Raw genomic sequence first — 24954 nt, forward strand, 5'->3', positions numbered from 1 at the left:
AGGGCGGGATGAACTACGACGCGATCGTCATCGGGGGGGGCATCACGGGCGCCGGCGTTTTGCGGGACCTGGCGCTTCGCGGGGTCCGGTCCCTCCTGGTGGAAAAAGGCGAGTTCGGCCGGGCCACCACCGCCGCGTCCAGCCACCTGATTCACGGGGGCCTCCGCTATCTCCTTTACGATCGTCTGACCACCCACGCCACGTGTTGGGATTCCGGCCACATCGTGCGCATGGCCCGCCCGCTCCTGACCCGGCTCCCGATCCTCTGGCCTGTCTACCGCGACCATCGGCGGGGCCTGGACACCGTGGAAACCCTGTTGGAATCCTACGACGGTTTTCAACCCATGAAAGAGGGCCGGTCCCACCGGCGCCTCAGGGCGGAAGAAACCCTTCGGCTGGCGCCTGGATTAAAACGCGACGGATTGCGCGGGGGCCTGCTCTTCGACGAATACTGGGTGGACGCGGTCCACCTGGTGGCGGCCAACATCGATTCGGCTGTTCGGGCGGGCGCGGAGGCCCGGACCGGGGTGGAGGTGATCGGGTTCGAACGGATGGGAAACTCCTCGGAGATTCGGGGGGTTCGCCTTCGCGGCGTGGACGGGAAAGAAGAAACTCTTTTGGCTCAAGTGGTGATCAATGCGGCGGGCCCCTGGGCGGACCGCGTCGCGGCCCTGGCGGGCGCGGAGGTTTCCCTCCGACTTCAGAAGGGCTCCCATTTGGTTTACCCTTCGAGCCCCTTGGGGGCCATGCCGCTGAAAATGGGCTTTTGCTGGAGGCGGTGGATCGGGAGCGTTACGTGTTCATCCTTCCGGGGCAGGGAAAAACCTTGGTGGGCCCCACGGACCTGGCCGCCGCGGAGAGTCCGGACCATTTGACCGCCAGCGGGGAGGAAATCCAATACCTGATGGCCTCTTGCCGACGGTATTTTAAGGGGTTTCCGGAAAACTTTACCGAAACGTCGGTGGGGGTCCGGCCCATCCTGGGGCAGAAAGGCCCTGAAAAACTTCTCTCCCGGGGTTTCCGGGTCATCGATCATGGGCGGGAGGGCGCCTCCCGTCTTGTCACCGTGGCGGGGGGGAAAATGTCAGACTTCCGTCTTATGGGGGAAGAGGCTGGGGACGCGGTTTCTCGATACCTTAAAACCGCAGGGCCTTGCTGGACCCGAACCCTGGCTCTGGACGGACAGAAAATCACGGACGCCACCGTCGGAGGGCCTCCTTCGACGCGGCTAAAAGAGTGGCTGGATCTCCATCCTCGCTTGCGCGAGGCCCACGCCCTGGGGTGGTTGGGGGTGGCCTTTGCCCGGCACTTGGCACGGAAGGTTTTTGGCGGAAGTCGTCCGTCGAACGTGGAAGACGTTTTGGTGCATTACGCGAAATAAGACTTGAAAAATCGGCCCATCGGGGCCATGCTTTCGGCACGAGGTAACCCTATATGACGGATGTTCAATTTCCAAACGGTCAAAACGAAATGCGGATTTCCGAGGATTCTCGGACGGAGTCCTTCAACGCCTGGGACCCGGAGATCACCGCCCAGATCGACGCCCTGGTTCAGCGGGCCCGCGCCTCCAACGTGGCGGAGGAAGACATCAGCGACTTGGTGCGGGAGATCGTCGTGACGGCGCTCAAAACCCAACACAGCCAACTGGGCCGGGGTGACGCCAAAATCTTGAGCCGCGCTTTGCGGGAACTTCGTTACGGTTTCCGCGTCTTCAGCCCGTACCGCCACCGGCGGAAAGTCACGATTTTCGGTTCGGCCCGTACCCGCTCTTCCGACGTGGACTACAAGCAGGCCCGGGCTTTTGCGCGGAAAATGGTCCAGCGCGGGTTCATGATCATTACCGGGGCCGGCCCCGGTATCATGCAAGCCGGAAACCAAGGCGCCGGTGCCGAACACAGTTTCGGCATCAACATCCGCCTCCCTTATGAACAGGGCACCAACGCTTTCGTGGACAAAGGCGAACGGTTCATCGATTGCCGTTTTTTTTTCACGCGCAAACTGATGTTCGTGAAAGAGGCCAACGCCGTGGCGCTTTTCCCCGGCGGGTTCGGCACCCATGACGAGGGGATGGAGGTCCTGACCTTGATTCAGACCGGGAAAGCCGACCCCATGCCCATCGTTTTCATCGACACGCCGGGCGGCGATTATTGGAAAGACTGGGAGCGATACGTCCGCAAGCACCTCCTGCGGCGGGGTAAAATCGCCGAAGAGGACTTCAACCTTTTCCGCGTCACGGATTCCATCACCCACGCGGCGGACGAGATCGCCCACTTCTACAAGAACTACCACTCCCTCCGCTATGTGCGGGACCGCATGGTGATCCGGCTCCAACGCCCCATCCCGCAGTTGAATCTGGATGTCATGGAACGAGAATTCAAAGACATTCTCCTGAAAGGCTCCCATTTCATGAACCAAACGGCCCTTCCCGAGGAGTCGGAATTTCCCGACCTCCCCCGGCTCGTGTTTCCCTTCAACCGCTTCAATTTCGGCCGACTCCGCCTCCTCATCAACGCCCTGAACGAATTCTGAAAAAGCGCCTAAAAAAAACCGCCGCCCGGTCATTCCACTCCCTCCACGCTGTTCGAGGAATGATAAAATAAGTCACCGCACCCCCCGGGATTTTCTCCGGGGTCATTCGGAGGAGATTCCCATGAGCGAAACCGTGAAGTATTTCCTGGACGAAAAACGCATCCCGAAATTTTGGTACAACCTGGTGGCGGACCTGCCCGTTCCGCCGCCCCCCGTCCTTCACCCGGGGACACACCAACCCGTGGGCCCTGGCGACTTGGAGCCTTTGTTCCCCATGTCTCTCATCCTTCAGGAAGTGTCGCGGGAACGTGAAATCGAAATCCCTTCTCCCGTGCGAGAAATATACCGTCAATGGAGGCCGTCGCCCTTGTATCGGGCCCGGCGACTGGAAAAGGCGCTGGATACCCCGGCCCGGATCTATTACAAATATGAAGGGGTGAGCCCGGCCGGCAGCCACAAACCCAACACCGCCGTCCCCCAGGCGTTCTATAATAAAGAAGCGGGCATCAAAAAGATCGCCACCGAAACCGGCGCCGGCCAGTGGGGGTCCTCCCTGGCCTTCGCCGGGGCGCTGTTCGGCATCGATGTTCAGGTCTTCATGGTCCGGGTCTCCTACGATCAGAAACCCTATCGCCGGGCGCTGATGGAAACCTACGGCGCCCGGTGCGTGGCCTCCCCGTCGGAGGAAACCAACGCCGGCCGTGCCATCTTGGCCAAAAACCCCAAACATCCGGGGAGCCTCGGCATCGCCATTTCGGAAGCGGTGGAGGTGGCCGCCCAGCGGGACGACACGAATTACGCCCTGGGTTCGGTCCTGAACCACGTTCTTCTCCACCAAACCGTCGTCGGTCTGGAATCCATCGAGCAGATGGCCATGGCCGACGATTACCCCGATGTTTTGGTCGCTTGCACCGGCGGGGGGTCGAATTTCGGCGGGTTGGTGTTCCCGTTCCTGGGAGCGCAACTCCGGGGCGGAAAAAAAGTTCGCGTGGTGGCCGTGGAACCCGCCGCCTGTCCCAGCCTCACCCGGGGCAAGTTCGCCTACGATTTCGGCGATACCGCGCACCTGACCCCCTTGACCAAAATGCACACCCTGGGCTCGACCTTCACCCCTCCCGGCTTCCATTCGGGGGGCCTTCGGTACCACGGCATGGCCCCGCTCGTGAGCCACGCCATGGACCTGGGCCTGATCGAAGCCACGGCCTATCACCAGACGACCTGTTTTGCCGCCGGGGTCCAATTCGCCCGGGCCGAAGGCATTCTCCCCGCCCCCGAAGCGAATCACGCCATTCGTGGCGCCATCAACGAGGCCCTGAAGTGCAAGGAGGAAGGCGTCTCCCGGGCGATCCTCTTCAACCTCTGCGGTCACGGGCACTTCGACATGCAGGCCTACATGGACTACAGCGCGGGCAAACTCACCGACCAGAAACTGGACGAGGGCGAACTCGCCATGGCGTTGGCGGGCCTGCCTTCCGTGTCGGCATGAACCAGGACCTAGGCATGCGTCGTTTCGCCGGCCGGCTCTCGTCCTTTATCCTTTTCGGAGTCTTCGTGTCCTCGGCGTTGGGAGCCGCGGACGGGGAAAAATTCCAGGGCCGGGTGGTGGGAGTGGCCGCCGGTCACGCCGTGACGGTTTTAAACGAGGGCCGGAGCGCCCGAGTTCGTCTGTTCGACGCCCAATGTCCCCGATCGGACCAGCCCTTCGCGACCGCGGCGAAAAAATTCACCGCAACGGAAGTTTTTGAACAATTGGTGACGGTGGAGGTCAAAAGCCGGGATGCGAACGGCGTCATTTTCGCCAAGATCCGTCTTCCAGGCGGGCGATCCTTGAGCGAGATGTTGGTCAAGCAGGGGCTCGCCTGGTGGAACCGCACCGCCGCCCCCGACGACCGTCGGTTGGAGCGCCTCGAACGGAAAGCCAAAGAAGCCCGACGGGGTCTCTGGTCGGACCCCAACCCCGTCTCTCCCTGGAAGGTTCAGAAGTAGCTTAGCGACTCTCTTTAGGTAAATCGGATCGATTGGCCCCGTTTTAGCCCAGGTGGTGAAATCGGCAGACACACAGGACTTAAAATCCTGAGGGCCGCAAGGCTCGTGCGGGTTCAAGTCCCGCCCTGGGCACGCTTTTTGAACCATCACTTAAGAGGTCCCGGAATTCCGGGGGGGAGGAACCATGACGAAGTCCTTGGATGATGAGGGGTTTGGGCGGGAGAGGCCGAACGTGTCGGCCTTGGCGGTCCCGGCGGCCTTGGGCGTTTTGCTTTTGGTCATCGCGATTTTTCGATCGATGGTGATCATTCCGGCCGGGTATGTGGGGGTTCGGGACCTTTTCGGAAATATCTCCGACCGGCCCCTGTCGGCGGGGCTCCATTTGATCAATCCGCTGGCGCGCGTGCACAAGATGTCAGTTCGGACCCAGGAGATCAAGGAATCCGCCAATGTCCCCTCCAAAGAGGGCCTGGTTCTCCAACTGGAGGCCTCCCTCCTCTACAGTCTAAAACCGGAGAAAGCGGCGGAGGTCTACCGGACCATCGGGCCCGTATTTGAGGAGGTCGTCGTGCTTCCCCAACTCCGGTCGACCATTCGCGGCGTCACATCGGTGTACGAAGCGAAGGCGCTCTATACCTCCGAGCGGGAGTTGATTTCCAGCGAAATCAAAAAACTTCTCGCCCCGCTCCTTGAAACCCGCGGCATCACCATGGAAAATGTCCTCCTCCGAAACATCGCCCTGCCCCCGGTGCTGGGGGCCGCCATCGAAAAGAAGTTGGAGGCGGAACAACAGTCGGAGCAGATGAAATTCGTTTTGGAAAAGGAACGGCGAGAGGCGGACCGCAAGCGGATTGAAGCCCAAGGCATCGCCGATTTCCAAGCGATCGTCACCCGCGGGTTGAACGACAGTTTCCTTCGCTGGAAAGGGATTGAAGCCACCAAGGACCTCGCCAACAGCCCCAACGCCAAAATTGTCGTCATTGGAAGCGGCAAGGACGGACTCCCCATTATTTTGGGGGACAAGTAGTTGCTTTTGGTTCGAGGCTTCGCTCTTCTCATCCCGATCTTCCAAATCCTCGCGGCCGTCCACGCCTTTCGTAACGGCCGAGAGTCCTATTGGTTGTGGATCATCCTTCTCTTCCCCGGAGCGGGAACGCTGATCTATTTCTTCTCGGAAATTCTTCCCGACATACGCCGGGGATCTCTCTGGGATCTTTGGGAGGAGACTCTGTCGTCCTGGATCCCCGGTCGACAGTTGAAGCGTCTGCGGGAACAGCTGGAAATGACCGATACGGTCGCCAACCGGCAAGCCCTGGCCGAGTTCCTCCTGGAACTCGGGCGGGACCCAAGCTGGCCCTTTTTCAGGAATGTCTGGAGGGCCATTGGAAGGATGACCCTGAAATTCTGTTGGGCTTGGCGCGGGCCCATCTGATGGCTGGGTCGCCCGATCTGGCCCTGGTTCCATTGGAGCTCCTGGAAAAGTCAAAACCCGAAGTCCAACCGGCGAAACGGGAACTCCTTATCGCGAGAACGCTCGAGAAGAAAGGTCGGGTGGACGACGCCCTGCGCTTCTATGAACGGGCCGCTGCCCACGCCTCCGGCGCCGAGGCCTTTTTCCGGCAGGGGCTCTTTTTGGCGCGGTTGGGCCGGAAAGAGGAAGCTAAGAAGATTCTTGAACAGGTCCTCTCGCAGGCGAAAAGCTCGGGAAAAATCTACCGGCGCCTGGAGCGCGACTGGATTCAACGAAGCAAGCGGGTCTTGGCGGAATTGCGAAAATAAATAGAAAAACGAAGGGAATGGGCCAAGTCCTGGTGGAAGTTTTATAATCTCTAACATTCCCGGACGGCGCGGGGAGACCAACCATGCCCCTTTCCCTCGTTTGCGGTCCCTACGGTTTCCTTGAAAAAGCCTTTGTCTCCCATCTGACGGCCCGTCCCCCGGGACCGGCGAGACGGGTGGGGGTCGTGACCACCTCCCAACGCATGGCGGAGCGGCTCCAACGTCTCTTGGCCTTGGAGCGCGGCTTGGCCTTTTTCAACCTTCGCTTCCACACCCTCCACAGCCTTTCTCTGGACCTCCTTCGCGCGTCGGGGGCGATTCTTCCCGCGGTCAACAACGACGACCTATTTCACGAGCGGTTGGTGGAGACGCTCTTGATCGAAAGCGGAGGGTGGGAGCCGGATCGCGCCCGCGCCTTGGCGGGGGCCCATCGAGCCACGCTTCGAGACCTGGTGGAAGCGGGGGTGGAAACGGCGAGTTTCCGTGAACACTTCGGCGATATGGAGATCCCCGGCGAAGGGAAGCTGTATCGTTTTTTGAACCTGGCCGACCGTTACCGCGAGCGGTTGGCGAGTTTGAACGTGGCCGGGTCCGCCGATCTGGGCCGGATGGCGACGGTCGCCGTGGAAGGCCACCCGGAAATTTTGGCGGGGTTTGACGAATTGCTTTACTATGGGTTCTATGATTTAAACGGGGCCCAATCGGATTTTTTGAGCGCGGTGGCCGGCCCAGGGCGGGTGACCCTTTTTTTCCCCTGCGTGAAAGGGCACGCGGGCTGGAAATTCGCCGAGCGATTTCTGGACCTTAAAATATCCGTTGGGGTCGGCGGTTCACGTTACGAAACGGCGATCGGTGAGGGGCCACTGGGGGACGCGCTGGGCGGATTGTTTGACCCAGGGTCGCCGCCCGTTCAGGCGGGAGAAAATGTTCGGATCATCGATGTTTCGGGAGAACGCGACGAGCTTTGGCAGGTGGCCAAAGAAATACTTCAGCTTCGGGAACGTCGGTCCCCTCTGGAGTGGGAGGACATCGGCGTGGTGGCGCGGGGGTTGGACGCTTACGCGGAATTAATTCCGGAGATTTTCGGCGCCCATGGCATCCCCTATTCCATTTCAGAAGGGGGGCCGCTCCTGTCCCACCCGGCGGCGCGGTTGGCGTTGGACCTGATGGAGATATCCGGTCGGGGTCACGAACGCGACGCTCTTTTGGACGTCATCGGTTCCCCTTGTCTTCAAGATGAGGTCTTCGCGGGGCCTTCCCGCTCGGAAGCCCGGGCTTACTTGCTCCAAGGCGGACCCCGGGCGGGCCTGGCTCATTTGCTGGAGGGGTCGCCGATGGGACGCGAAGAAAACCCCGACCCGCTCCGGCCCGCGCTTCCTCCCCAGGCCCTCAAAGATTTTGCGGTTCGTGTGAGCGCGGAGACGGAGGAACGAATTTTTCCTTGGGTGGAACACGCCCGCCGCGCCCGGCGGCGCATGGAACGGCTGATCGTTAAAAACCCGGAGACCGTGCCGGTGCTGGATCAAATGGAGGCCATTTTGGAACGCCTGGAGGAACTGGACCGTTTCTCCCCGCCGGTGGACGACGCGGAATTTTCGGAGACCTTCGTTGAGGCCCTGCGCCGCGCCCGGCGCCCGGGGACCGGGCCCGCGCAGGGGGTGCGGGTTTTGGGGGCCATGGAGGCGCGGGGCGAGAGTTTTGGCGCCCTCTTTCTCGTGGGTCTCAAGGAAGGCGTGTTCCCCCGGGTGGTTCGGGAAGATCCTCTTTTGGGGGACGACCTACGACGGATTCTTCGGGACCCCGGGGGCTACTGGATCCTTCCAAAACTGGAGGGGTACGACGAGGAAAAACTCTTGTTCACCCTGCTGGTCTCTTCGGCTCGGGAAAAACTTTACCTGCTTTATTCACGCTCCCGGGAGGACGGCCGGGCGGAAGTCCCCTCTCTCTATTTGAGGGAACTCGCGCGGGCGGCCGGAATGTCGTTGGACGAGGCGGAGCGCTTGCCTCGCCCCCCCTTGGAGAAATGGAACGCCGTTCCCCGGGGTCTTTTAACGGTTCAAGAGGCGGGATTGGCCGACCTTCTGGAGGCTCGACCTCTTTCCGGCGAATGGGGCCGGATCGTCCAGCGGGCCGCCAAGATCTCGGCGTGGGCGGGGCCCACGGGGGTGGACGGTTTGGTGGGGCGCCCTGAGGCGTACCTCTCCCGGCGCGCCTCGCGGGGGCTCTCCCCCAGCGCGCTGGAGACTCTTGGCGATTGCCCCTTCGAATTCTTCCTTTCTCGTCTGGTGGGTCTCAGGGATCCCCGCGCGACCTGGGACGGAGAGAGCGTGAGCCCCTTCTTCGTCGGCACTCTTCAGCACGCGATCCTCCAACGGGTCTACGCCGGTTTCCTTTCCCAGGATCTTCCGGCCCCGGAAGAGGCCGTGGTCCGGGTTCGCGCCGAAACCCGGGCCCTCTTCTCTTCGTCGGGGGACCCGTCGGGCGGACCGTACCCCCTTCTTTGGGAAGCGCTTCAAAACACCGTCGAGCGCCAATTGGTTTCTTTCGTGGACCGGGACCTGGCGAGGCTAAAGGCGGAGGGGTTCCGACCGGAAAAATTAGAGTGGGGGCTTCAGGCCCCCATGGGGAACGGCGAATTCCTTTGGTCCGGCCGGTTGGACCGGGTGGACTGGAACCCCGTGTCCCGTCGGTATTTTGTCGTGGATTACAAGAACCGAATCCGTGACAAATCCCTGGAAGAGCGCGTGCTGGAGGGGCATGTGCATCAGGCGCCGGCCTATCTGGAATTGCTGGAGGCCCAGAGAACCTGGGGACCGGAAACCCGTGCGGCCGGGGTTCGCTTCGAATACCTGGCGACCAACGAGACGGAAGAGTTCTCTGAGGCGGTTTGGCGGGAGAAACGGGGTGAAATCGAGGTCCGGCAAAGAGCCCTTCTTTCCACTCTCACCAACGGACGCTTTCTCATCCGCCCATCGGACGGCCCCGCGGGGCACTGCCGTTTCTGCGATTTCGCCCGAGCCTGCCGAAAAGCCCATGGACCTACCCGAAAAAGATGCGAAGGGGACGTGGGTTCCGAGACCCCAGCGGACCTGGCCCCCGCGGGAAAAGAAGATCTCCCATGACCGCTGACCGGCCTTCCCGGGACGTCGCCCGGAAACAATTGGATGTGAACGTCGTCGTGGAGGCGGGAGCCGGAACGGGGAAAACCACCCTCTTGACGGATCGCCTCCTCTTTCTCCTTTTGGCGGGAGGGCCGGAACGGGAGGGCCTTTCCGTCACTCGGATCGTCGCGCTGACCTTTACGGAGAAAGCGGCGGGGGAAATCAAACTGCGGCTGGCCGATCGGTTGAACGATCTCCTGCGACGGTTGGAGGGACGTCCCTTGGCGGCGAAACGCGGGGAGCGGACGGAGGTTTGGCTGGCGGAGGCCCGGGCCGAATTCGGGGCGACGGAAGAACGCCTGCGCCTCATGGCGGGGGACGCGTTGCGGGACCTGGACCGCGCCCCCATCGGCACCATCCACAGTTTTTGCAAAACCCTGCTCCAACTGTTTCCCTTAGAAGCCGGGTTGAACCCGAACTTTCAAGTGGATAGAGGGGACGCCTTCGAGGAACTTTTCGAGCGGGAATGGGGACGTTGGTTGGAGGGAGAACTCATTCCCGGGGGGCCCGCGGTGGAGCTGTGGCGGGAGGTTTTGCCCCGGGTGGGGTTGGGGGATGTGGCGACCCTGGCTCGCGCTCTGGCCCGTTCTTCGCCCGCTCTATTGGATCGAACCTTCTCCGCCGATCGTCTGGCGGAATGGCGGATGGCCCTCGAACGGGTGCCGGTGGGAAAACCCAAACCCCGACGGGGGAAAATGCTGGAGTCCATCCAGCGGATTGCCGAACGCCTCCGCGCGGTGGAACAGGTGGCGCGGGACCCCTGGGGTCCGTGGCCCGAGGCGGACGACTGGAAAGAAGCTCCTAAAACGTGGCCCGGCGAGTGGGAAGAGTTAGAAGGGGAAACGGTGTACGAGGACGCCTGCGCCGTGGCGAAGGCGGTTTCTCCGGTTGGCGAAGCGGCGCTGGCCCGCGTGCGGAAGCTTTTGTCTCCTTTTCTGGACCACTGCCGGGCCCGTTACCGTGCTGCCGGGTGGATGGGGTTTGACGATCTTTTGAGCGGTGCGCGGAACCTGTTGGCCCAGCACCCTGAAGTTCGGCGGGAATTGAAATCCCGCTACGGGGCGATTTTGGTGGATGAGTTTCAGGACACGGACCCGCTCCAGGGGGAACTGTTGCTCTTCTTGGCCGAGCGGGCGGAATCCGAGGCGGCCGCCTGGAAGGAGGTGTCGCTCGCGCCTGGAAAACTATTTATCGTCGGGGACCTAAAACAATCCATTTATCGGTTTCGCGGCGCCGACATTCGAGCTTACGAAGCGTTTGTCTCTCTTGTTATCGCCCAGGGCGGGCGCAAGTGCGATCTCCAAACCAGTTTTCGGACCCACGAAGGAATCGTGGGTCCGGTCAACCGACTTTTCACCGACTTGATGCGGGAGGCCCCCGGTTTGCAACCCGCCTATTTGCCTTTGCTCCCTCGGCCGGGAGGAGGGCCGGACAACGGAGGCGTTGAACTGGCGATCGTTCCGGCGGGTTCAAAAGGGGAGGACTCTTCTTCCTTGGGTCAGGAGGCCGAGGCTCGCTGGATCGCCCGATGGATCGTGGACCGATGCGGACCGGAGGGGTCCGGGCGTCCCTGGCGGTTGGGCGATGTGGCCCTCCTCTTTCGGTCCACGTCGGCTCTAACGGTCTATATGGAGGCCCTGAAGGCCGCCCGGATTCCCTATTTGGTGGAAAGCGACCGGGCTTTTTACGGCACGCCGGAGGTGATGGATTTTCTTAACCTTCTTCGTGTCGTGCAGGATCCCGCCGACCGGGTGTCTTTGGTGGGACTGTTGCGGTCCCCCATGGTTCTTTTGGAAGACCGCCACCTCCTGGCCCTGGCCGAAGCGGGTCGACTGGACGATCGGCTGCTTCCCCCCGAGGGGCTTCCCCCGGAGGTCTCTCGAACGATCGCTGATTTCTTCGGTGTGTTGGGACAGCTCCGCGCGGCGGCGCAACGAGAAAGTTTAGGCGAGGTGTGCGCCCGTCTCCTGCGGGAAACCCCGCTGTTGGCCGCTTCCGCCGCCGCCTATTACGGCGAACAAAGCGTGTCCAACCTGTTCAAACTGGCCCGATTGGCGGCGGAGGCGGGCGCGGCCCGGGGAGAAACCCTGGACGGGTTCGCCCGCCGACTCATGGCGGCCGTGGCGGAGGGCCGGGAAGAGGGGGAAAGCTCCTTGGGGGAGGAAAAAGTGGAGGCGGTCCGGCTTTTGACGGTCCACAAGGCCAAAGGGTTGGAATACAAGGTGGTGTTTTTGCCCAACCTTTCCGCGAAGGTCCAGGGCGGCGCCCGTCATCCTCCGGCCCTTCGTCAGGATTGGGCCGAGGGGCGGGTGGGTCATCGTCTCGTCCAAAAGAAATGGGCGGACCTTGAAATGGTTTTCCTGGAAAGCGACGAACGCCGCCGGGAGGCGGAGGAGTCCATTCGGCTCTTTTACGTGGCCGCCACCCGGGCCCGGGAACAGGTGATCCTCGTCGGAAATGAAAAGATCGCCCTCGGGTCTTTCATGGGCATGTTGAGCGGGGCGGCCCGACGGGGGGTAGGGGCCTGGGAATGGGCCGATGGCCTTCGCCTGCCGGTCACCGTTGTCTCGCGGGAGACCGGGGGCGAACCCCGTTGGCCGAAGGGGGAATCCCCAGGCAAAAACCGTCTGACGCCCTCGCTCGTCCGTTCTTGGGAAAAACGGAAGGTCCTCGGGGCGGAGATCCAAGGGCGGCCCCTGTTCCGCAGTCCATCGTCAAAAACCCAGGAGTCGGAGAAGATCGCGGGGGGAGAGCCCAGCCTCCCCTCAGCGGAAGCCGCCCTTCTGGGTCGTTTGTGCCACGCGGTCCTGGAAACCTGGGAGTGGGGAAGCCCCACCGACGTGTCCCCCGCGGTGGGCCGAACCGCCGCTCTATTAGCGCCGGAGCATCCGGCCGCCGATTGGGCCCGATGGACGGAGGAGGCGACGGGGATTCTTTCCGCTTTCCTTCAATCGCCGGTTGGGCGGTCCTTCGCCCAGGAAAAAATATTAGCCCGGGAGGCGCCGTTCCTTTTCGGGGAGAAGGAAGGCGTGGTTCGCGGCGTCATCGATCTTCTATACCGTCGGGGCGCGGCGCTCTGGGTGGCCGACTACAAAACCGACCGGGTGCGCCCCGGTGAAGAAAAAGAACACGCGCGCCGTTATGCCGAACAGGGAAGAGATTATCGCGCGGCCGTTCAAAAAGCCTTGGGGGAGCCCTGCGGGTTCGAGGTGATCTTTTTACGGACCGGGGAGAGTGTCGTTCTGGAGGAACCGCCTCTTTCTCTGGAGGCTTAAGAATCTAAGGTTGAGGAAGGGGTGTCTCTTTATCGTTCCGAAGCGATTTTTGTAGTTGCCCGATTTATCGGGCGGTCTTCCGTTAGAAGAACTCGCCCCGGAAAACGGTGGCCCCTTAAATGGGGCCACCACAAAAGCCATGCTCCGTCGGACGCAACGGGCGGCTAAAGAGATACAGGAAGGGTTTACCTCCCCTTAATCCCCTCCTTGGGAAGGAGGGGATTAAAAGAGACCACGACAATCTCATGGTTTTTCTCCCTCCCCTTGGCAAGGGGAGCCCGTCGCAGAGCTCCGGACACTTGGGGCGCCAGAGCCGCTGATGCGGGGCCGGGGAGGGGTGGTCTTTGACGGTGTCTTTTTATCCGATCGCCAGGCGGCCCGTTTCTCCCGTTCGAATCCGAATGACTTGGCCCAAATCGAGAACAAAGATTTTCCCGTCGCCGACGTTCCCTGTTCGCCCGGCCGATTGAATGGCCTCCACCGTCGGCTGAACATATTCCTCGTTCACCGCGACTTCCACCTTCACTTTCTTAAGCAGGCTCCCGCCCTCTTTGTGGCTCCGGTAGACTTCCGAAATGCCTTTTTGACGGCCCCGACCCATGACGTTCGAGACAGTGACCAGGTGGATGGCCTTCTGTTCCAAGGCGTCCAGCACGTCGTCCAGCCGGTCCGGTTGAATGATGGCAACGATGTATTTCATAGGGTTTTCTCCTGAAAAAAGATTAGTCGATGATCGTGTAGGCCGCTTCGCGGTGTTGGGTGAGATCAAGGCCGATGCGTTCGTCCTGATCGGAAACCCGGAGCCCCACCAACACATCCACCAGTTTAAGCAAGACGATGCTGAGAACGAAGGAGTAGATTCCCGTCACCAGTACCGCCTTGGTTTGGATCCAAACCAGCCCGGGGTTCCCGTGCAAAAGCCCATCGGCCCCCGCGGGATTGACGGTTTTCGTGGCCCAAATCCCCGTGGCGATGGCGCCCCAAATGCCGCCCACCCCGTGAACGCCGAAGGCGTCCAGGGAATCGTCATAACCCAATTTCACTTTCACGTACATCACGGAAACGAAACAAATGAGGGCGACTGTGATCCCGATGGCCATGGCCCCGAGCGGCGTGACGTACCCCGCCGCCGGTGTGATGGCCACGAGCCCCGCCACGGCCCCCGTGATGGTGCCCAGCATGGTGGCGTGCCGGTTCACGAGGACATCCAACCCGGCCCACACAAGCCCGGCGGTGGCCGCCGCGATGTGGGTGGAGACGAAGGCCGTGGTGGCGAGACCCCCGGCGCCCAGGGCGCTCCCGCCGTTAAACCCAAACCAACCGAACCACAACATCCCCGCGCCCAAGACCGCGAAGGGAAGGTTGTGGGGCGGAGACAGGCGGGTGGGGAACCCCCGCCGTTTCCCTAAAACCAGAGCCGCGGCCAGCGCCGCCACGCCGGCGTTGACGTGGACCACGGCGCCGCCCGCGAAATCCAGGGCCCCGGACAGTTTCAAAAACCCTCCCGTGCCCCACACCCAATGGGCCACGGGGTCGTAGACGATGGTGCTCCAAAGAAGGGAAAAGAGAACGTAGGCGGAAAATTTCATCCGTTCGGCGAAGGCGCCCAAAATAAGGCCCGGCGTGATGATGGCGAACATGCATTGGTAGATCATGAAGGCCTGGTGCGGAATGGTGGGCGCGTAGTCGGTATTGGGCGTCAGTCCCACGCCGTTCAACCCGAGCCATTGAAGGTTTCCAACGAGGCCCCCAATGGTGGGCCCGAAAGAGAGGCTGTACCCCATCACCACCCATTGCACCGTGATCAGTCCCATGACCGCGAAACACTGCATGAGAACGGACAACATGTTCTTTCGTCGCACAAGCCCGCCGTAAAAAAAGGCGAGGGCCGGCGTCATCATCAAAACCAACGCGGCGGACACCAGCACCCAGGCGGTATCTCCGGAACTCACGGCGGAAGGGGTGATCTCTCCCGCGGTTTCCGCCCATAGGGCGGGCGCCAGGAGCGAGGCAAAAATACCAAGGACCAAATGTCGAATTCGTTTCATGTCAGCAGTGACCTCCTTAAATGGTTCAGCGGGGGGCGGAATAAAAAACGCCTCGCGTCGCGGCAAGTGCCGCGCGGCGAGACGTCCATGTCTCCGACCCCGTCCGCTCTCAGGTCCCATTGGACCGGAACGTCGTTGTCTGAATCTGTCGGCACAGCGCTGTGCCGACAAAGGATTCTACACTGCCCTGATGGTCGCTGTCAATTTATTCAGTAACTGAATTTTCCGAGTTCGACCTTTCCGCGGAAAACCTAAAAGCTCCCGGCGGTGTAGGCCAGGACCATGGGCATGCCGAGGAAAACGATCAGGTGCATGATCGCGAGGTTTTTTTCGGAGGGGTCTTACGAGGCGATGATTTCTCCATCCCATAGTCGGCGTAGGAAATCGGCCCAGGGAAGGACGTGCACAAGGCCCATTTGACGCGGGCGGGGGTCGTGCGTCACCAGGATCAGCTTTTTGACCGTGTATTCTTCCGCGAAGGCCATGAGACCCTTGGCGTGGCGTGGTTGGGCCATGTCCGTGGATTTAACTTCCACCGCGACCTCGTGATCTCCGAGAATGAAGTCAACTTCCAACTGGGAGGCCGTGCGCCAATAGGAGAGGGGATACCGTATCCCCGAGTAATGGCTGTGCGCCAATAATTCTTGAAAATGGAAGTGCTCAAAAGCTTTTCCATAAGATTCGCTTTTCGGAACGATGGGTCCCCTCTTGAGAAGAAAATTAGCGAGTCCCACATCAAAGTAATAAAATTTCGGCGATCGGATCACCCGCCGTTTCGGCCTTTTTTGAAAAACGGGGAGAAAGCGACCCACCAACGTGTCCTCCAATATCTCAAAGTATTGCCGCACGGTGGGACCGCTGACGCCGCACTCTTGGGCAATATTCAGTTCATTGACGATTTCCCCATTGCTGAAAGCCGCCGATTCCAGGAACCGATGGAAAGCGGGAACATTGCGCACCAGCGCCTCTTGGGCGATCTCTTCTCGGAGATAGTCGACAACATACGACTGCATCATTTCCGTGTAATTATTGGAAAGGTAGTGCCGGGGAATCAACCCACGGTTCAAAGCCCAGTCCAGGCGAAAGCGGGGGATTTCCCGGGAGACCAAGGGAAACATTTCATAGCGAAGGGCTCGCCCTCCCAGCAGGTTCCCGCCCCCTCTTTTAAGTTTTCGAGCGCTGGATCCACACAGGATGAACTGGAATTTTGAGTGGGTGATCAGCCATTGCACCTCATCGAGAAGAGCCGGCACCTTTTGAACTTCATCGATAATGATGGGACGACGGGCGAGGGTCGGGTTTTCCAACAGTTCTTCCCGCAGAAGAGCAGGTCTTTTTTGAAGACGGTCATAGTCATCCGACAAAAGCAAATTATAAAACCGGGCCGTCGGGAACGATTTCTCCAGCCAGGTGCTTTTGCCCACCTGCCGGGGTCCCCAAAAAAAGCACGTCTCGCGCTTTAATCGGGGAAATGTTTGCATGCGATTAAACATGATAAAAGAAAGTATACTTTGTTTTATCATGATGAAGAAGGGCCTTTTTCCGCCCGGCGCGTCGCGCCGGATCAATAGCTGAACTTGCCCAGCTCCACTTTCCCTCGGAAAACCCAATAGATGACGGCGGTGTAGGCCAGGACCATGGGCATGCCGAGGAACGCGATCAGGCGCATGATCGCAAGGGTTTTTTCGGAGGAGGCGGCGTTGTAGATGGTGAGGTTGGCGGCGGGGTCGAGGCTGGAGACGGCCAGGTTGGGGTAAAGGGCCAGGCCGAAGAGGAAGACGAAAGCGGCAATGGACGCTCCGCTGGACAGAAACGCTTCAAAGGGCCTGCCGCGAAAAACAGCCCGGGGAATGTTGGCGACCGCCAACACGTTCAACACGACCACGGCCCACGCCCAAGGGTGGTGGGTGAAATTTTCCACGGCGCGGGGAACGGAAACCAGGGTGAAGATCGTCGTCAATAAATAGGTGATTAAAAACCAGCCGAACAGCCGCCAAATCCATCCCTGCAAACGCGCCTGGATCGGCCCCTCTGTTTTAAGGTAGAGATAAATGGCGCCGTGCATGGCCGCCGTGACGATGGCAAAAAGGCCGACCAGAACAGGATAGGGGGTCAGCAAGCCAAAAAATCCAATTCTCAGTTCTCCGTCCAACCCGATCGGAAGGCCGCGGAAACAGTTTCCCACGGCGGCGCCGAAAAGGAGGACCGCGGTGAGGCTTGATCCGAAAAAAGTCCAGTCCCAAAAAGATCGCCAGATTTTAGAGGGGCGCTTGCTCCGGAACTCCATGGACACCGCCCGGAGGATCAGGCAAAGGACCAACAGCATAAAGGCCGCGTAAAGGCCGGAAAACATCGTCGCGTAGGCCCGGGGAAAGGCCGCGAAAAGGGCGCCGCCGAACGTGACCAGCCAGACTTCATTGCCGTCCCAGAGGGGGCCGATGGAGTTCATGAAAATCCGACGTTCCTCATCCGTCCGAGCCAGGGGATGCAGGATCCCCACGCCCAAATCGAACCCATCCAAAATCCCGTAACCCGCCATTAAAACGCCCAACAAGACAAACCAGAAAATGTGTAAGTCCATTGCGCCTCCAAAAAAAGTGGAATTTAACAGGGTGTCGTTGCTAAGACCTCCCCCAGCCCCCTCCTTGCGAAGGAGGGGGAACACGGCTCCTCCATAAATGGGATTTCCCTTCCCAGGGAAGGCCCGTCGTCCGGATCCTCATGATCCGGGTTGCAAAAAGACCCACGCGGGCTTGTCTTTTTTTCCCCTCCTTCCCAAGGAGGGGATTAAGGGGAGGTTAAAGCTTTGATGCCGGTTCAAAACCTCCGTGTCCAGCCCAAGCGGATGGGGGAAAGGGACTTCCCCGGCCGAGGGTGTTTCTTACTCTTTTCCTTCCGTCAGAGATCCCCCGGCTTTTAGATCTCCCACGGTTTGAATGAACCCGTGGGAGGGATCCCCTGGGGCCAGGAAGGACATTTCCTCGGGGCCTTGTTTGATCTTGTGGTCGATCACGGAAACCCAAACGGCAAAAAGAAGGGCGTAGATTACGCCGAACATCAGGATGGAACCCAGCACTTGGTTCGCCCGCACCACGGGGGAAAGGGCTTCGGAGGTGCGAAGCAAGCCATAGACGATCCACGGTTGGCGTCCCACTTCGGCGGCCACCCATCCCAATTGGTTGGCGGCCACGGGAGCGAGAACGGCGAAAACGAACGTCCACAAAAGGCCCCGCTGTTCAAACAGTCGGCCGCGGGCTCTCAGCCAGGCGGCCAGGCCCGTCAGTCCCATCATGAAAAATCCGAGGCCGACCATCACGTGGTAGGAATGAAAAGAAACCGCCACGGGCGGCCGGTCTTCTTTGGGGAACTTGTCCAAGCCGGTCACCGGTTTTTTGAAATCGCCATACACCATGAAACTCAGGAGGCCCGGGACGGCGATGCCTTTGGTGGTTTCTGTTTTCGCGTCGGGATGGCCCACGACGTAGAGAGGGGTTCCTCCCTCGCCCGTTTTGAAATGGCCCTCAAAGGCCGCCAGCTTGGCCGGCTGGTGTTCCGCCACCACGCGGGCCTGGTGGTGGCCGGAAAGAAGTTGGCCCCAACTGGAGAGCGTGGCAAGGAGGAGCGCCACCGAAAACGCTTTCTTAGAGATGTCCAGGTGGCGGCCTTTCAGGATGTAATAGGCCGTGACGCTCATCACGAAAAAGCCTCCCATCGAGAAGGCGCCCAGCCAGACGTGGACCAGCCGGTCCATACTCGAGGGGTTAAACACCACGGCCCAAAAATCGGTTATCTCCGCCCGGGCGGCCAGTCCCTCTCCAACGATGTGGAACCCCGCGGGAGTCTGTTGCCAACTGTTGGCGACGGTGATCCAAACCGAGGAGAAGATCGATCCCAGAAACACCATCACGGTCGAAAAGAAGTGCATGCGGGGGGAAACTTTGTCCCAACCGAACACCAAGACCGCCAAAAACCCCGACTCCAAGAAAAAGGCAAAAATCCCTTCCGCCGCCAGGGCCGACCCAAAAACGTCTCCCACGAAACGGGAGTAGTTGGCCCAGTTCGTCCCGAACTGGAATTCCATGACGATCCCCGTGGCGACGCCCACGGCGAAGTTGACGGCAAAAATCCGCGTCCAGAACTTGGCCATGGATTCATACTGGGGGTCTTTCGTTTTTAAATACATGCCTTCCATGAAAACCATCAGCGCTCCCAGGCCGATGGCGAGCGGGGGAAACAGGTAATGAAACATGATGGTCAGCGCGAATTGAAGACGGGAGAGGAAAAGAACGTCCATGGGACACATTGTGAAATAAGAAAGGGCGGGGGTCAAGGACCCCCGCCCTTTCTGGTGAAGCGTTGGGAACGGCTAGCCGATGGCGGCTTTGCCCTTTTCTCCGGTGCGGATACGGACGACTTCTTCGAGAGGGACCACGAAGATTTTTCCGTCGCCGATGTTCCCGGAACGCGCGGCCTTGGTGATGGCCGCGATGCAGGGTTCGACATACTCGTCGTTCACGGCGATATCGAAGCGGACCTTTTTCAGGAGGTTAACCTCATACTTCGCGCCGCGGTAGCTTTCCGTGTAGCCCTTCTGCCGGCCGGAGCCGAGAACGTTGGACACCGTCATGAGGTGAATTTGGGCGTCGTCCAGGGCTTTTTTAACTTCCGCCACTTTGTGCGGTTGAACCATGGCAATAATAAGTTTCATGGATGATTACCTCCCGGACCCGGCCAATTTAGGCTCGGGTTTTGAATCACCGCTGTCGCCGGCGGGGGCCAGACCGTATTCCGTCATGTAGATTTGGAATCCAGCGTAGGCTTCCATTCCGTGTTCGCCGATGTCAAGGCCGCGGATTTCTTCTTCGCGGCTCACCCGGAGACCCATCATGGCTTTCACGACCAACCAGAAGATGACCGAGAGCACGAGCGTGAACAGGATCGTGGTCACGGACCCCAATAGCTGAACTCCCAGGAGCTTGAATCCGCCTCCGTAGAAGAGCCCGTTTCCGGTGCCGACGCCGGTGATTTTGTCGACGGCGAAGAGACCCACGGCGAGGGTGCCCCAGATGCCGTTGGTCAAGTGCACGGCCAAGGCGCCCACGGGGTCATCCACCTTGATTTTGTCGTAGAACAATACGGCAAAGACCACGAGGATTCCGCCGATGCCGCCGATGATAATAGAGGCGGGCAGAGTCACATAGGCGCAAGGGGCGGTGATGGCCACCAATCCGGCCAAACAGCCGTTGATGGTCATGCCCAGGTCGGGTTTCCCTAAAACCATCCACGCTGTGATCGTCGCGGTCAAAAGGCCCGCGGCGGCGGCCAGGTTGGTGGTGTTCAGGATGTGGCTGATGGCGCCGGCATCGGCGGCCATGGTGGACCCGGGGTTAAACCCGAACCAGCCGAGCCAGAGGATCAAACACCCTAGGGTCGCGGAGGTCAAGTTGTGACCCGGGATGGCGTTGGGGGTTCCGTCGGGACGGAACTTCCCAATGCGGGGGCCCAGGATCAAAATCCCGGCCAAGCCCGCGACGCCGCCCACGGTATGAACCGCGGTGGACCCGGCAAAGTCCCAGAAGCCTTTCTGGGCCAACCATCCGCCGCCCCATATCCAGTGGCCGGTAATCGGGTAGGCGATGCCCACCAGGAGGGCGCTGAAGACGATGAAGCTCACGTATTTGATCCGTTCCGCGACGCAACCGGAGACGATGGTGGCCGCCGTGCCCGCGAAAACCAATTGGAAGAAGAATTTCGCGGAGAGGGGAACGCCCGTCCAGTTGATGGCGTTATAGACGCCGGAATAGGCCGACCCCGTGGCGGGACTGTTGTCCGCCCCGGAGATCATGAAGAGGCCTTTCAACCCCATGAACCCGTTGCCGTCGCCGAACATGACGCCCCAGCCTAAGACGTAAAAGGCCAGGGAACTCACGGCGAAGACGATGAAGTTTTTGGAGAGGATGTTGACGGCGTTTTTCGCGCGGCACATGCCCGATTCCACCAGGGCGAACCCGGCGTTCATCCAGAACACCAGGAAGGCCGTGACGAGAACCCAGATGGTGTCGGCGACGACTTTCCGATCGGTGAGGCCCTGCTCAATGGCGGCCAAACGCGATTCCAGGGCCGGGGCCTGATCGGCCACCGCCACCGTTCCAGCGGGAGCGGGGGTGGGTTCCTCCGCTCGGAGGGCGACCGGCAAGAGACCGGCGCCCCAGGTCAAAAGCGCGAAGAGTCCACCGCGCCAAAGACAACGTTTTGTTTTTGACAGCATAAGTTCCTCCATTTTATTTAAGCGCCCGAGGGCGCTGTTGATTTTTTGGAGACAGCGCTGTCTCGTGAAAACCGGCACAAAAAAAAAGCCCTTTCCGAAACAGCGGAAAGGACAGTCTTTGTCCAGACGATGCATCAACACACCCGTGTGTTGTATGGGCAGATTTTAGCAAATTCTACCCGATTGTCAAGTTCTTTCCTGAGCAACCAAAATCCGGGGAGGGCCGTCTGGTCTTGTTCCAGGCGCGCGGGGGAGGCGGTATTCCGGCCGGGCCGATCGTTTCTCAGGCGGGGCGGAGAAAGGTATTCAGCGGTCGTCGAAAGGTGCCTTCCGGCACAGGGGCGGCGTAGCCTAAACGGAAAAGCATGATCAGCCCATTTCGATCGAAGTCCACCTGGGGAAACCAAGGTCGAGCCAGTTCCATGGCCCGATGCAGATGCCGGCTCGAGTGCGGGGGGAAAGGAGCGTCTCCTTCGGAGCGCCAAACGGTCCAAAAGAACACGAGGCTGGCGTTGGGTTGTAGCGCCAGCCCGTGGGCCGTGGCGGTCAACCAGACCCGTTCCCAGGCTCTTCCCCCGTGAAAGAAATCGAGCAGGTCATCTCCCTTCATGGTCAGAAGGCCCACGGCGGAGGAGGACAAAATGGAGTCCCTTCCGATCTTGGCGACCAAGTTCCCGATCCCGCAACGGTTGGCCAGGTCCATGACGGGCCAAGGACGCGTCAGCGTCAGGAAAATTCGCCCGTCGATCCCGGCCATGAGATTGTTGTAGGAAAAACCGTCGCCGCGGGAGCGGGCCTCCGCGGCGTTTTTCCGAATGGACTGGTACAAGGGTTTATGGCACGGGCGTAGGGTGACCCGGGCCCGGTCGGCCCAGTAAACGGCTTCGGCCATGGACTCGATTCCCGGGCGGTCCGTCACCAGGTGCAACGCCGCCCCTCGCTCCGCGGCGGAGGAGACCAGGGCGCGCTGGGTTTCGAGGGGGATGGGCCGTTTGTCAAAAAGGCGCCGGTTGGTGTCCCGTTCCCAGACCATATCGGCCAAGGGGTCCCGGGCTTTTTCCGCCGGGACGAACCGGATGGACGCCACCCGCTCGTCCTGTTGCCCCACCGGTTCGGCCTCCACCACCGTTTCAAGGCCGAAGGCCGACGCGGCCACCGTCATGTTTTCCAAAATGGCTCCGTTGGAAATCAGCGTGGCTCTCTGCTGGAAGTTGAAAAACGAGGGATCCGCCTCCGCGTTCAAAAGAATATCGACGCGGTCTCCTTTCTGCCGGAACGCCCAGGGCTGAATGTTGTCGCCCGAGGGGGCCTGCAGTCCGGCGTGGAGGAGGAATTCCATCACGTTCGGCGGAATCGGGCCCCGTCGATCCCATTCCGCCTTGGGCGCGGCGGACCGAAAGGCATTGGTTTGTCTCGCGATGGCCCGACGCCCCAGCCAAATTTTAAGTCGTTGGAGCGGGCCTCGGTTCCCCCACCGTAGCCGCCCCTGGCGGAACAAATGGAGATAGGCGTCGAATTGAAAATGCCACGGAGCCGGTTTGAGGCCCGGACGCCCCAGGATCAAACGGAGGACTTCCGTCGCGGCCAATCCCGAGGCCAGTTGACAGGCCAATCCCAGGGAAGGCCCGCTTTTTTCGGCCAAGCGAATACGCCCCGGGATCATGTATTTCGTGTGGAGGAGGGTTGGGGTGATTCCCAGATAAAAACGGAGATATCCCTCCAGAAGGGGCGTCTGGTCGTTGAGGTCAAAGTAGTTGTCAAAACTCATGCTGTCCGGAGTGAAGACGATGAAGGGGGACCCGAACCCGATGGGGCCCGCCGTGACGACGGGAATCCTTCTTTCTCGGGCGCGTCGAAAGAAGAGGCGCCTGGCCGGAAGAGCGAAAAAATCGAGGCCGTCCAGGGCCACGTCGACCCCGTCCAAAAAGGCGTCCACGTTGGCCGGGGTCACCCCTTCCGGAAAAAGGCGAACGTCGGCGAAGGGGTTGATGGCGAGGATGTCTTCTCTCAACACTTCGGCTTTGGGGCGGCCGAAGGTGGCCACGCGGGCGCCCTGTTGGCGGTTGATGTTCACCGGGTCAAAACGGTCAAAATCGGCCAGGTGAAACCGGCCCACCCCGGAACGCGCCAGGGTGGTCGCGTGGGATCCGCCCACCCCCCCTCCCCCGGCGATGGCCACCCGCGAGCGGGCGAGTTTTTGCATGTCCGCCCGGGTCAAGATCCCGACGTTCCTTGAAAAAGCCGAGGCCCAATAAGCTTCAGCGTTTCCGAGGTCCCAGGTTTTTAGTTGGGCGACGAGGTCTTCCGGATTGAACAAAGTCATGGAGATAACCGCTCCTCTTCTTGTGAAGGATTTCAACCAAAACATAGCCCCAAACACCCTTATTGTCAAGAGCGTTCGTCAAAAAAATCGGGGAAGCACCGGCCGAGCATTAAAAGGGTTGAAAAATACCGGAACCGGGGATAGGATGGAAGCGATTCGAACGGGACGGACGGCGCCCCGGACATCCAAAGGGGAAAACGAGGCGGATCCATGAACTTTCACGGCCATACGATCGTTCTCTGTAACGGGGCGAGAACCCCCTTCGGCGCCCTGGGAAAACTGTTGGCGGACGTGTCCCCCGAAGAACTCATGGGGACGGTGTTCGCGGAGGTGATGAAACGGGCCCGCCTGCGTCCGGCCCAGGTGGACGGGGTGATGGTGGGCTGGGTCGGGGAGGATTCCCATGCCTTGAATATCGCCCGGGTCGCGGCCCTGCAGTTGGGCTTGCCGGTCAGCACCCCGGCGCTCACTCTCCAAGCCAATTGCGTGGCCGGGCTCGAAGCTGTCTGCGCGGCCGTGGGGCGCATCTTGGCGGGAGATGGGGAACTTTTCCTTGTGGGAGGGACCGAAAGCATGTCCCGCGTCCCCTTCGCCATTCGCGGAACGCGGTCCAGCGCCCTCCTGCGTTCCTTGGAAACGGTGAAAGCCCATTGGGCCGAACTCCTTCAATCCGCGGACGTTTCTCTGGTGGACATGTTGGAGGAAGGGCTCACCGACCCCGTCGCTCACATCAACATGGGGGCGACGGCGGAAGTGCTGGCTCAGATTTTTCGCATTGACCGGGCCGCCCAGGACCGCTATGCCATGGAAAGCGTGCGCCGGGCGGTGGCCGCCACCCGGGAGGGGTTTCATTCCTCCCATATGGTTTCGGTGATGCGAAACGGCGTCACTCTGTTGGAACACGACGAAACGCCGCTCCACCGTTCTGTGATCCTCGAAAAACCGAGGCTGATGGAAAAAGCGCCGGCGCTTTTCGATAACGGTGTTTACTCCCTGGGCGATTTCTATCGAGACAACGCCGTCCACCTGGGGGATGCGCCCCTCACCGAAACAAGCCACGGCACCGTGACCCTTTTGAATTCCTGCGGCCGATCCGACGGGGCGGCGGGGTTGATCGTCACGACGGCGGAAAAGGCCAAGGGGTTGGGGTTGGAGGTCCTAGCGGAAGTGGCCGGATGGGCCTTCCGCGGGGTGGAGCCGGAACGCATGGGTTTGGCCCCCGCCGTGGCGGCGCAGGAAACCTTAAAACGGGTGGGCCTCTCCTTTGACCAATTGGATTTGATTGAACTTCACGAGCCCTTTGCCGCCAGCGTGTTGGCGCTCTTTAAGTTCGCCAAGGAGACCTTCGGCCACGATTGGGAGTCGGCCCAGGCGGCGGGCCGGGTCAACGCCAAGGGGGGAACCTTGGCCCTGGGCCATCCCATCGCGGCCACGGGGATCCGCATTCTCCTCACCTTGGGTTATGCCCTGAAAGGGCTCCATCGGCCCTGTTGGGGCATGGCCGGCGCCTGCGCCTCCGGGGGCATGGGCGGGGCCATGGTTCTTCGGCGGCCGACTGCTTGAACGAGAACCTTAGAGGGGGGGG

The 24954-nt window shown here is 60.7% G+C and carries 19 protein-coding genes and 1 tRNA gene; 12 read left to right on the forward strand and 8 right to left on the reverse strand.

The annotated features are described in order from the left end of the window. Window positions 1-8 precede the first annotated feature (8 nt). The 11 genes from IPP35_11630 to IPP35_11680 all read left to right on the forward strand — a co-directional run bounded on the left by IPP35_11630 (window position 9) and on the right by IPP35_11680 (window position 12730). Complete coding sequence (locus tag IPP35_11630; GenBank protein ID MBL0059726.1) at window positions 9-875, forward strand: FAD-dependent oxidoreductase; 867 nt, start codon at window positions 9-11, stop codon at window positions 873-875. Beyond that, a complete protein-coding gene (locus IPP35_11635; GenBank protein ID MBL0059727.1) occupies window positions 827-1381 on the forward strand; it encodes a hypothetical protein in 555 nt (184 codons plus the stop codon). The genes IPP35_11630 and IPP35_11635 overlap by 49 nt, the downstream gene beginning before the upstream one ends. A 53-nt stretch (window positions 1382-1434) precedes the next feature. Further along, window positions 1435-2529, forward strand: coding sequence for an LOG family protein (locus IPP35_11640; protein MBL0059728.1), 1095 nt, complete (start codon window positions 1435-1437; stop codon window positions 2527-2529). Window positions 2530-2650: 121 nt separating this feature from the next. Beyond that, on the forward strand, window positions 2651-4015 hold the full coding sequence (locus IPP35_11645) for a TrpB-like pyridoxal phosphate-dependent enzyme (protein ID MBL0059729.1): 1365 nt from the start codon (window positions 2651-2653) through the stop codon (window positions 4013-4015). A 14-nt stretch (window positions 4016-4029) separates the two neighbouring features. Further along, complete coding sequence (locus IPP35_11650; GenBank protein MBL0059730.1) at window positions 4030-4515, forward strand: thermonuclease family protein; 486 nt, start codon at window positions 4030-4032, stop codon at window positions 4513-4515. A gap of 46 nt (window positions 4516-4561) precedes the next feature. Further along, window positions 4562-4647 (forward strand) — tRNA-Leu (locus IPP35_11655). 52 nt (window positions 4648-4699) lie between these two features. Further along, entirely contained in the window at window positions 4700-5542 is an 843-nt protein-coding gene (locus IPP35_11660; GenBank protein ID MBL0059731.1) for a prohibitin family protein, read from the forward strand. A 6-nt stretch (window positions 5543-5548) separates the two neighbouring features. Next, window positions 5549-5947 carry a hypothetical protein gene (locus IPP35_11665; GenBank protein ID MBL0059732.1) on the forward strand — a complete coding sequence of 133 codons (399 nt, stop codon included), beginning with the start codon at window positions 5549-5551 and terminating at the stop codon, window positions 5945-5947. After that, a complete protein-coding gene (locus IPP35_11670; protein ID MBL0059733.1) occupies window positions 5923-6294 on the forward strand; it encodes a tetratricopeptide repeat protein in 372 nt (123 codons plus the stop codon). Before IPP35_11665 ends, IPP35_11670 begins: the two co-directional genes overlap by 25 nt. An 83-nt stretch (window positions 6295-6377) precedes the next feature. Further along, entirely contained in the window at window positions 6378-9416 is a 3039-nt protein-coding gene (locus tag IPP35_11675) for an exodeoxyribonuclease V subunit gamma (protein ID MBL0059734.1), read from the forward strand. Continuing rightward, window positions 9413-12730 carry a UvrD-helicase domain-containing protein gene (locus tag IPP35_11680; protein MBL0059735.1) on the forward strand — a complete coding sequence of 1106 codons (3318 nt, stop codon included), beginning with the start codon at window positions 9413-9415 and terminating at the stop codon, window positions 12728-12730. Before IPP35_11675 ends, IPP35_11680 begins: the two co-directional genes overlap by 4 nt. Before the next feature lie 358 nt (window positions 12731-13088). On the opposite strand, the gene IPP35_11685 is transcribed toward IPP35_11680, so the two are convergent. From IPP35_11685 to IPP35_11720, 8 genes are all read right to left on the reverse strand, one after another. After that, window positions 13089-13430: a P-II family nitrogen regulator gene (locus tag IPP35_11685; GenBank protein MBL0059736.1), complete on the reverse strand. Its 342-nt coding sequence runs from the start codon at window positions 13428-13430 to the stop codon at window positions 13089-13091. A 22-nt stretch (window positions 13431-13452) separates the two neighbouring features. After that, the gene (locus IPP35_11690; GenBank protein ID MBL0059737.1) at window positions 13453-14778 is read right to left on the reverse strand and encodes an ammonium transporter; all 1326 of its coding nucleotides are present in this window, start codon (window positions 14776-14778) and stop codon (window positions 13453-13455) included. Window positions 14779-15119: 341 nt separating this feature from the next. Further along, complete coding sequence (locus IPP35_11695) at window positions 15120-16271, reverse strand: ATP-binding protein (GenBank protein ID MBL0059738.1); 1152 nt, start codon at window positions 16269-16271, stop codon at window positions 15120-15122. 71 nt (window positions 16272-16342) lie between these two features. Next, entirely contained in the window at window positions 16343-17359 is a 1017-nt protein-coding gene (gene cydB, locus IPP35_11700) for a cytochrome d ubiquinol oxidase subunit II (GenBank protein ID MBL0059739.1), read from the reverse strand. Window positions 17360-17659: 300 nt separating this feature from the next. Beyond that, on the reverse strand, window positions 17660-19072 hold the full coding sequence (locus IPP35_11705; protein MBL0059740.1) for a cytochrome ubiquinol oxidase subunit I: 1413 nt from the start codon (window positions 19070-19072) through the stop codon (window positions 17660-17662). A gap of 72 nt (window positions 19073-19144) precedes the next feature. Beyond that, complete coding sequence (locus tag IPP35_11710) at window positions 19145-19486, reverse strand: P-II family nitrogen regulator (GenBank protein ID MBL0059741.1); 342 nt, start codon at window positions 19484-19486, stop codon at window positions 19145-19147. Window positions 19487-19492: 6 nt separating this feature from the next. Then, a complete protein-coding gene (locus tag IPP35_11715; protein ID MBL0059742.1) occupies window positions 19493-21058 on the reverse strand; it encodes an ammonium transporter in 1566 nt (521 codons plus the stop codon). A 271-nt stretch (window positions 21059-21329) separates the two neighbouring features. Further along, window positions 21330-23369, reverse strand: coding sequence for a ThiF family adenylyltransferase (locus IPP35_11720; protein MBL0059743.1), 2040 nt, complete (start codon window positions 23367-23369; stop codon window positions 21330-21332). 210 nt (window positions 23370-23579) lie between these two features. On the opposite strand from IPP35_11720, the gene IPP35_11725 reads away from it, so the two are divergent. Continuing rightward, on the forward strand, window positions 23580-24932 hold the full coding sequence (locus IPP35_11725) for a thiolase family protein (protein MBL0059744.1): 1353 nt from the start codon (window positions 23580-23582) through the stop codon (window positions 24930-24932). Window positions 24933-24954 lie beyond the last annotated feature (22 nt).

The sequence above is a fragment of the Elusimicrobiota bacterium genome, assembly GCA_016721625.1.
Taxonomy (GTDB): Bacteria; Elusimicrobiota; Elusimicrobia; order FEN-1173; family FEN-1173; genus JADKHR01.

What these genes read in the sequence shown, in the direction of transcription:
- IPP35_11630 (MBL0059726.1), top strand. Translation starts at nt 9, where the DNA reads ATGAACTACGACGCGATCGTCATCGGGGGGGGCATCACGGGCGCCGGC.
- IPP35_11640 (MBL0059728.1), top strand. Translation starts at nt 1,435, where the DNA reads ATGACGGATGTTCAATTTCCAAACGGTCAAAACGAAATGCGGATTTCC.
- IPP35_11645 (MBL0059729.1), top strand. Translation starts at nt 2,651, where the DNA reads ATGAGCGAAACCGTGAAGTATTTCCTGGACGAAAAACGCATCCCGAAA.
- IPP35_11650 (MBL0059730.1), top strand. Translation starts at nt 4,030, where the DNA reads ATGCGTCGTTTCGCCGGCCGGCTCTCGTCCTTTATCCTTTTCGGAGTC.
- IPP35_11660 (MBL0059731.1), top strand. Translation starts at nt 4,700, where the DNA reads ATGACGAAGTCCTTGGATGATGAGGGGTTTGGGCGGGAGAGGCCGAAC.
- IPP35_11675 (MBL0059734.1), top strand. Translation starts at nt 6,378, where the DNA reads ATGCCCCTTTCCCTCGTTTGCGGTCCCTACGGTTTCCTTGAAAAAGCC.
- IPP35_11680 (MBL0059735.1), top strand. Translation starts at nt 9,413, where the DNA reads ATGACCGCTGACCGGCCTTCCCGGGACGTCGCCCGGAAACAATTGGAT.
- IPP35_11685 (MBL0059736.1), bottom strand. Translation starts at nt 13,430, where the DNA reads ATGAAATACATCGTTGCCATCATTCAACCGGACCGGCTGGACGACGTG.
- IPP35_11690 (MBL0059737.1), bottom strand. Translation starts at nt 14,778, where the DNA reads ATGAAACGAATTCGACATTTGGTCCTTGGTATTTTTGCCTCGCTCCTG.
- IPP35_11695 (MBL0059738.1), bottom strand. Translation starts at nt 16,271, where the DNA reads ATGTTTAATCGCATGCAAACATTTCCCCGATTAAAGCGCGAGACGTGC.
- cydB (MBL0059739.1), bottom strand. Translation starts at nt 17,359, where the DNA reads ATGGACTTACACATTTTCTGGTTTGTCTTGTTGGGCGTTTTAATGGCG.
- IPP35_11705 (MBL0059740.1), bottom strand. Translation starts at nt 19,072, where the DNA reads ATGGACGTTCTTTTCCTCTCCCGTCTTCAATTCGCGCTGACCATCATG.
- IPP35_11710 (MBL0059741.1), bottom strand. Translation starts at nt 19,486, where the DNA reads ATGAAACTTATTATTGCCATGGTTCAACCGCACAAAGTGGCGGAAGTT.
- IPP35_11715 (MBL0059742.1), bottom strand. Translation starts at nt 21,058, where the DNA reads ATGGAGGAACTTATGCTGTCAAAAACAAAACGTTGTCTTTGGCGCGGT.
- IPP35_11720 (MBL0059743.1), bottom strand. Translation starts at nt 23,369, where the DNA reads ATGACTTTGTTCAATCCGGAAGACCTCGTCGCCCAACTAAAAACCTGG.
- IPP35_11725 (MBL0059744.1), top strand. Translation starts at nt 23,580, where the DNA reads ATGAACTTTCACGGCCATACGATCGTTCTCTGTAACGGGGCGAGAACC.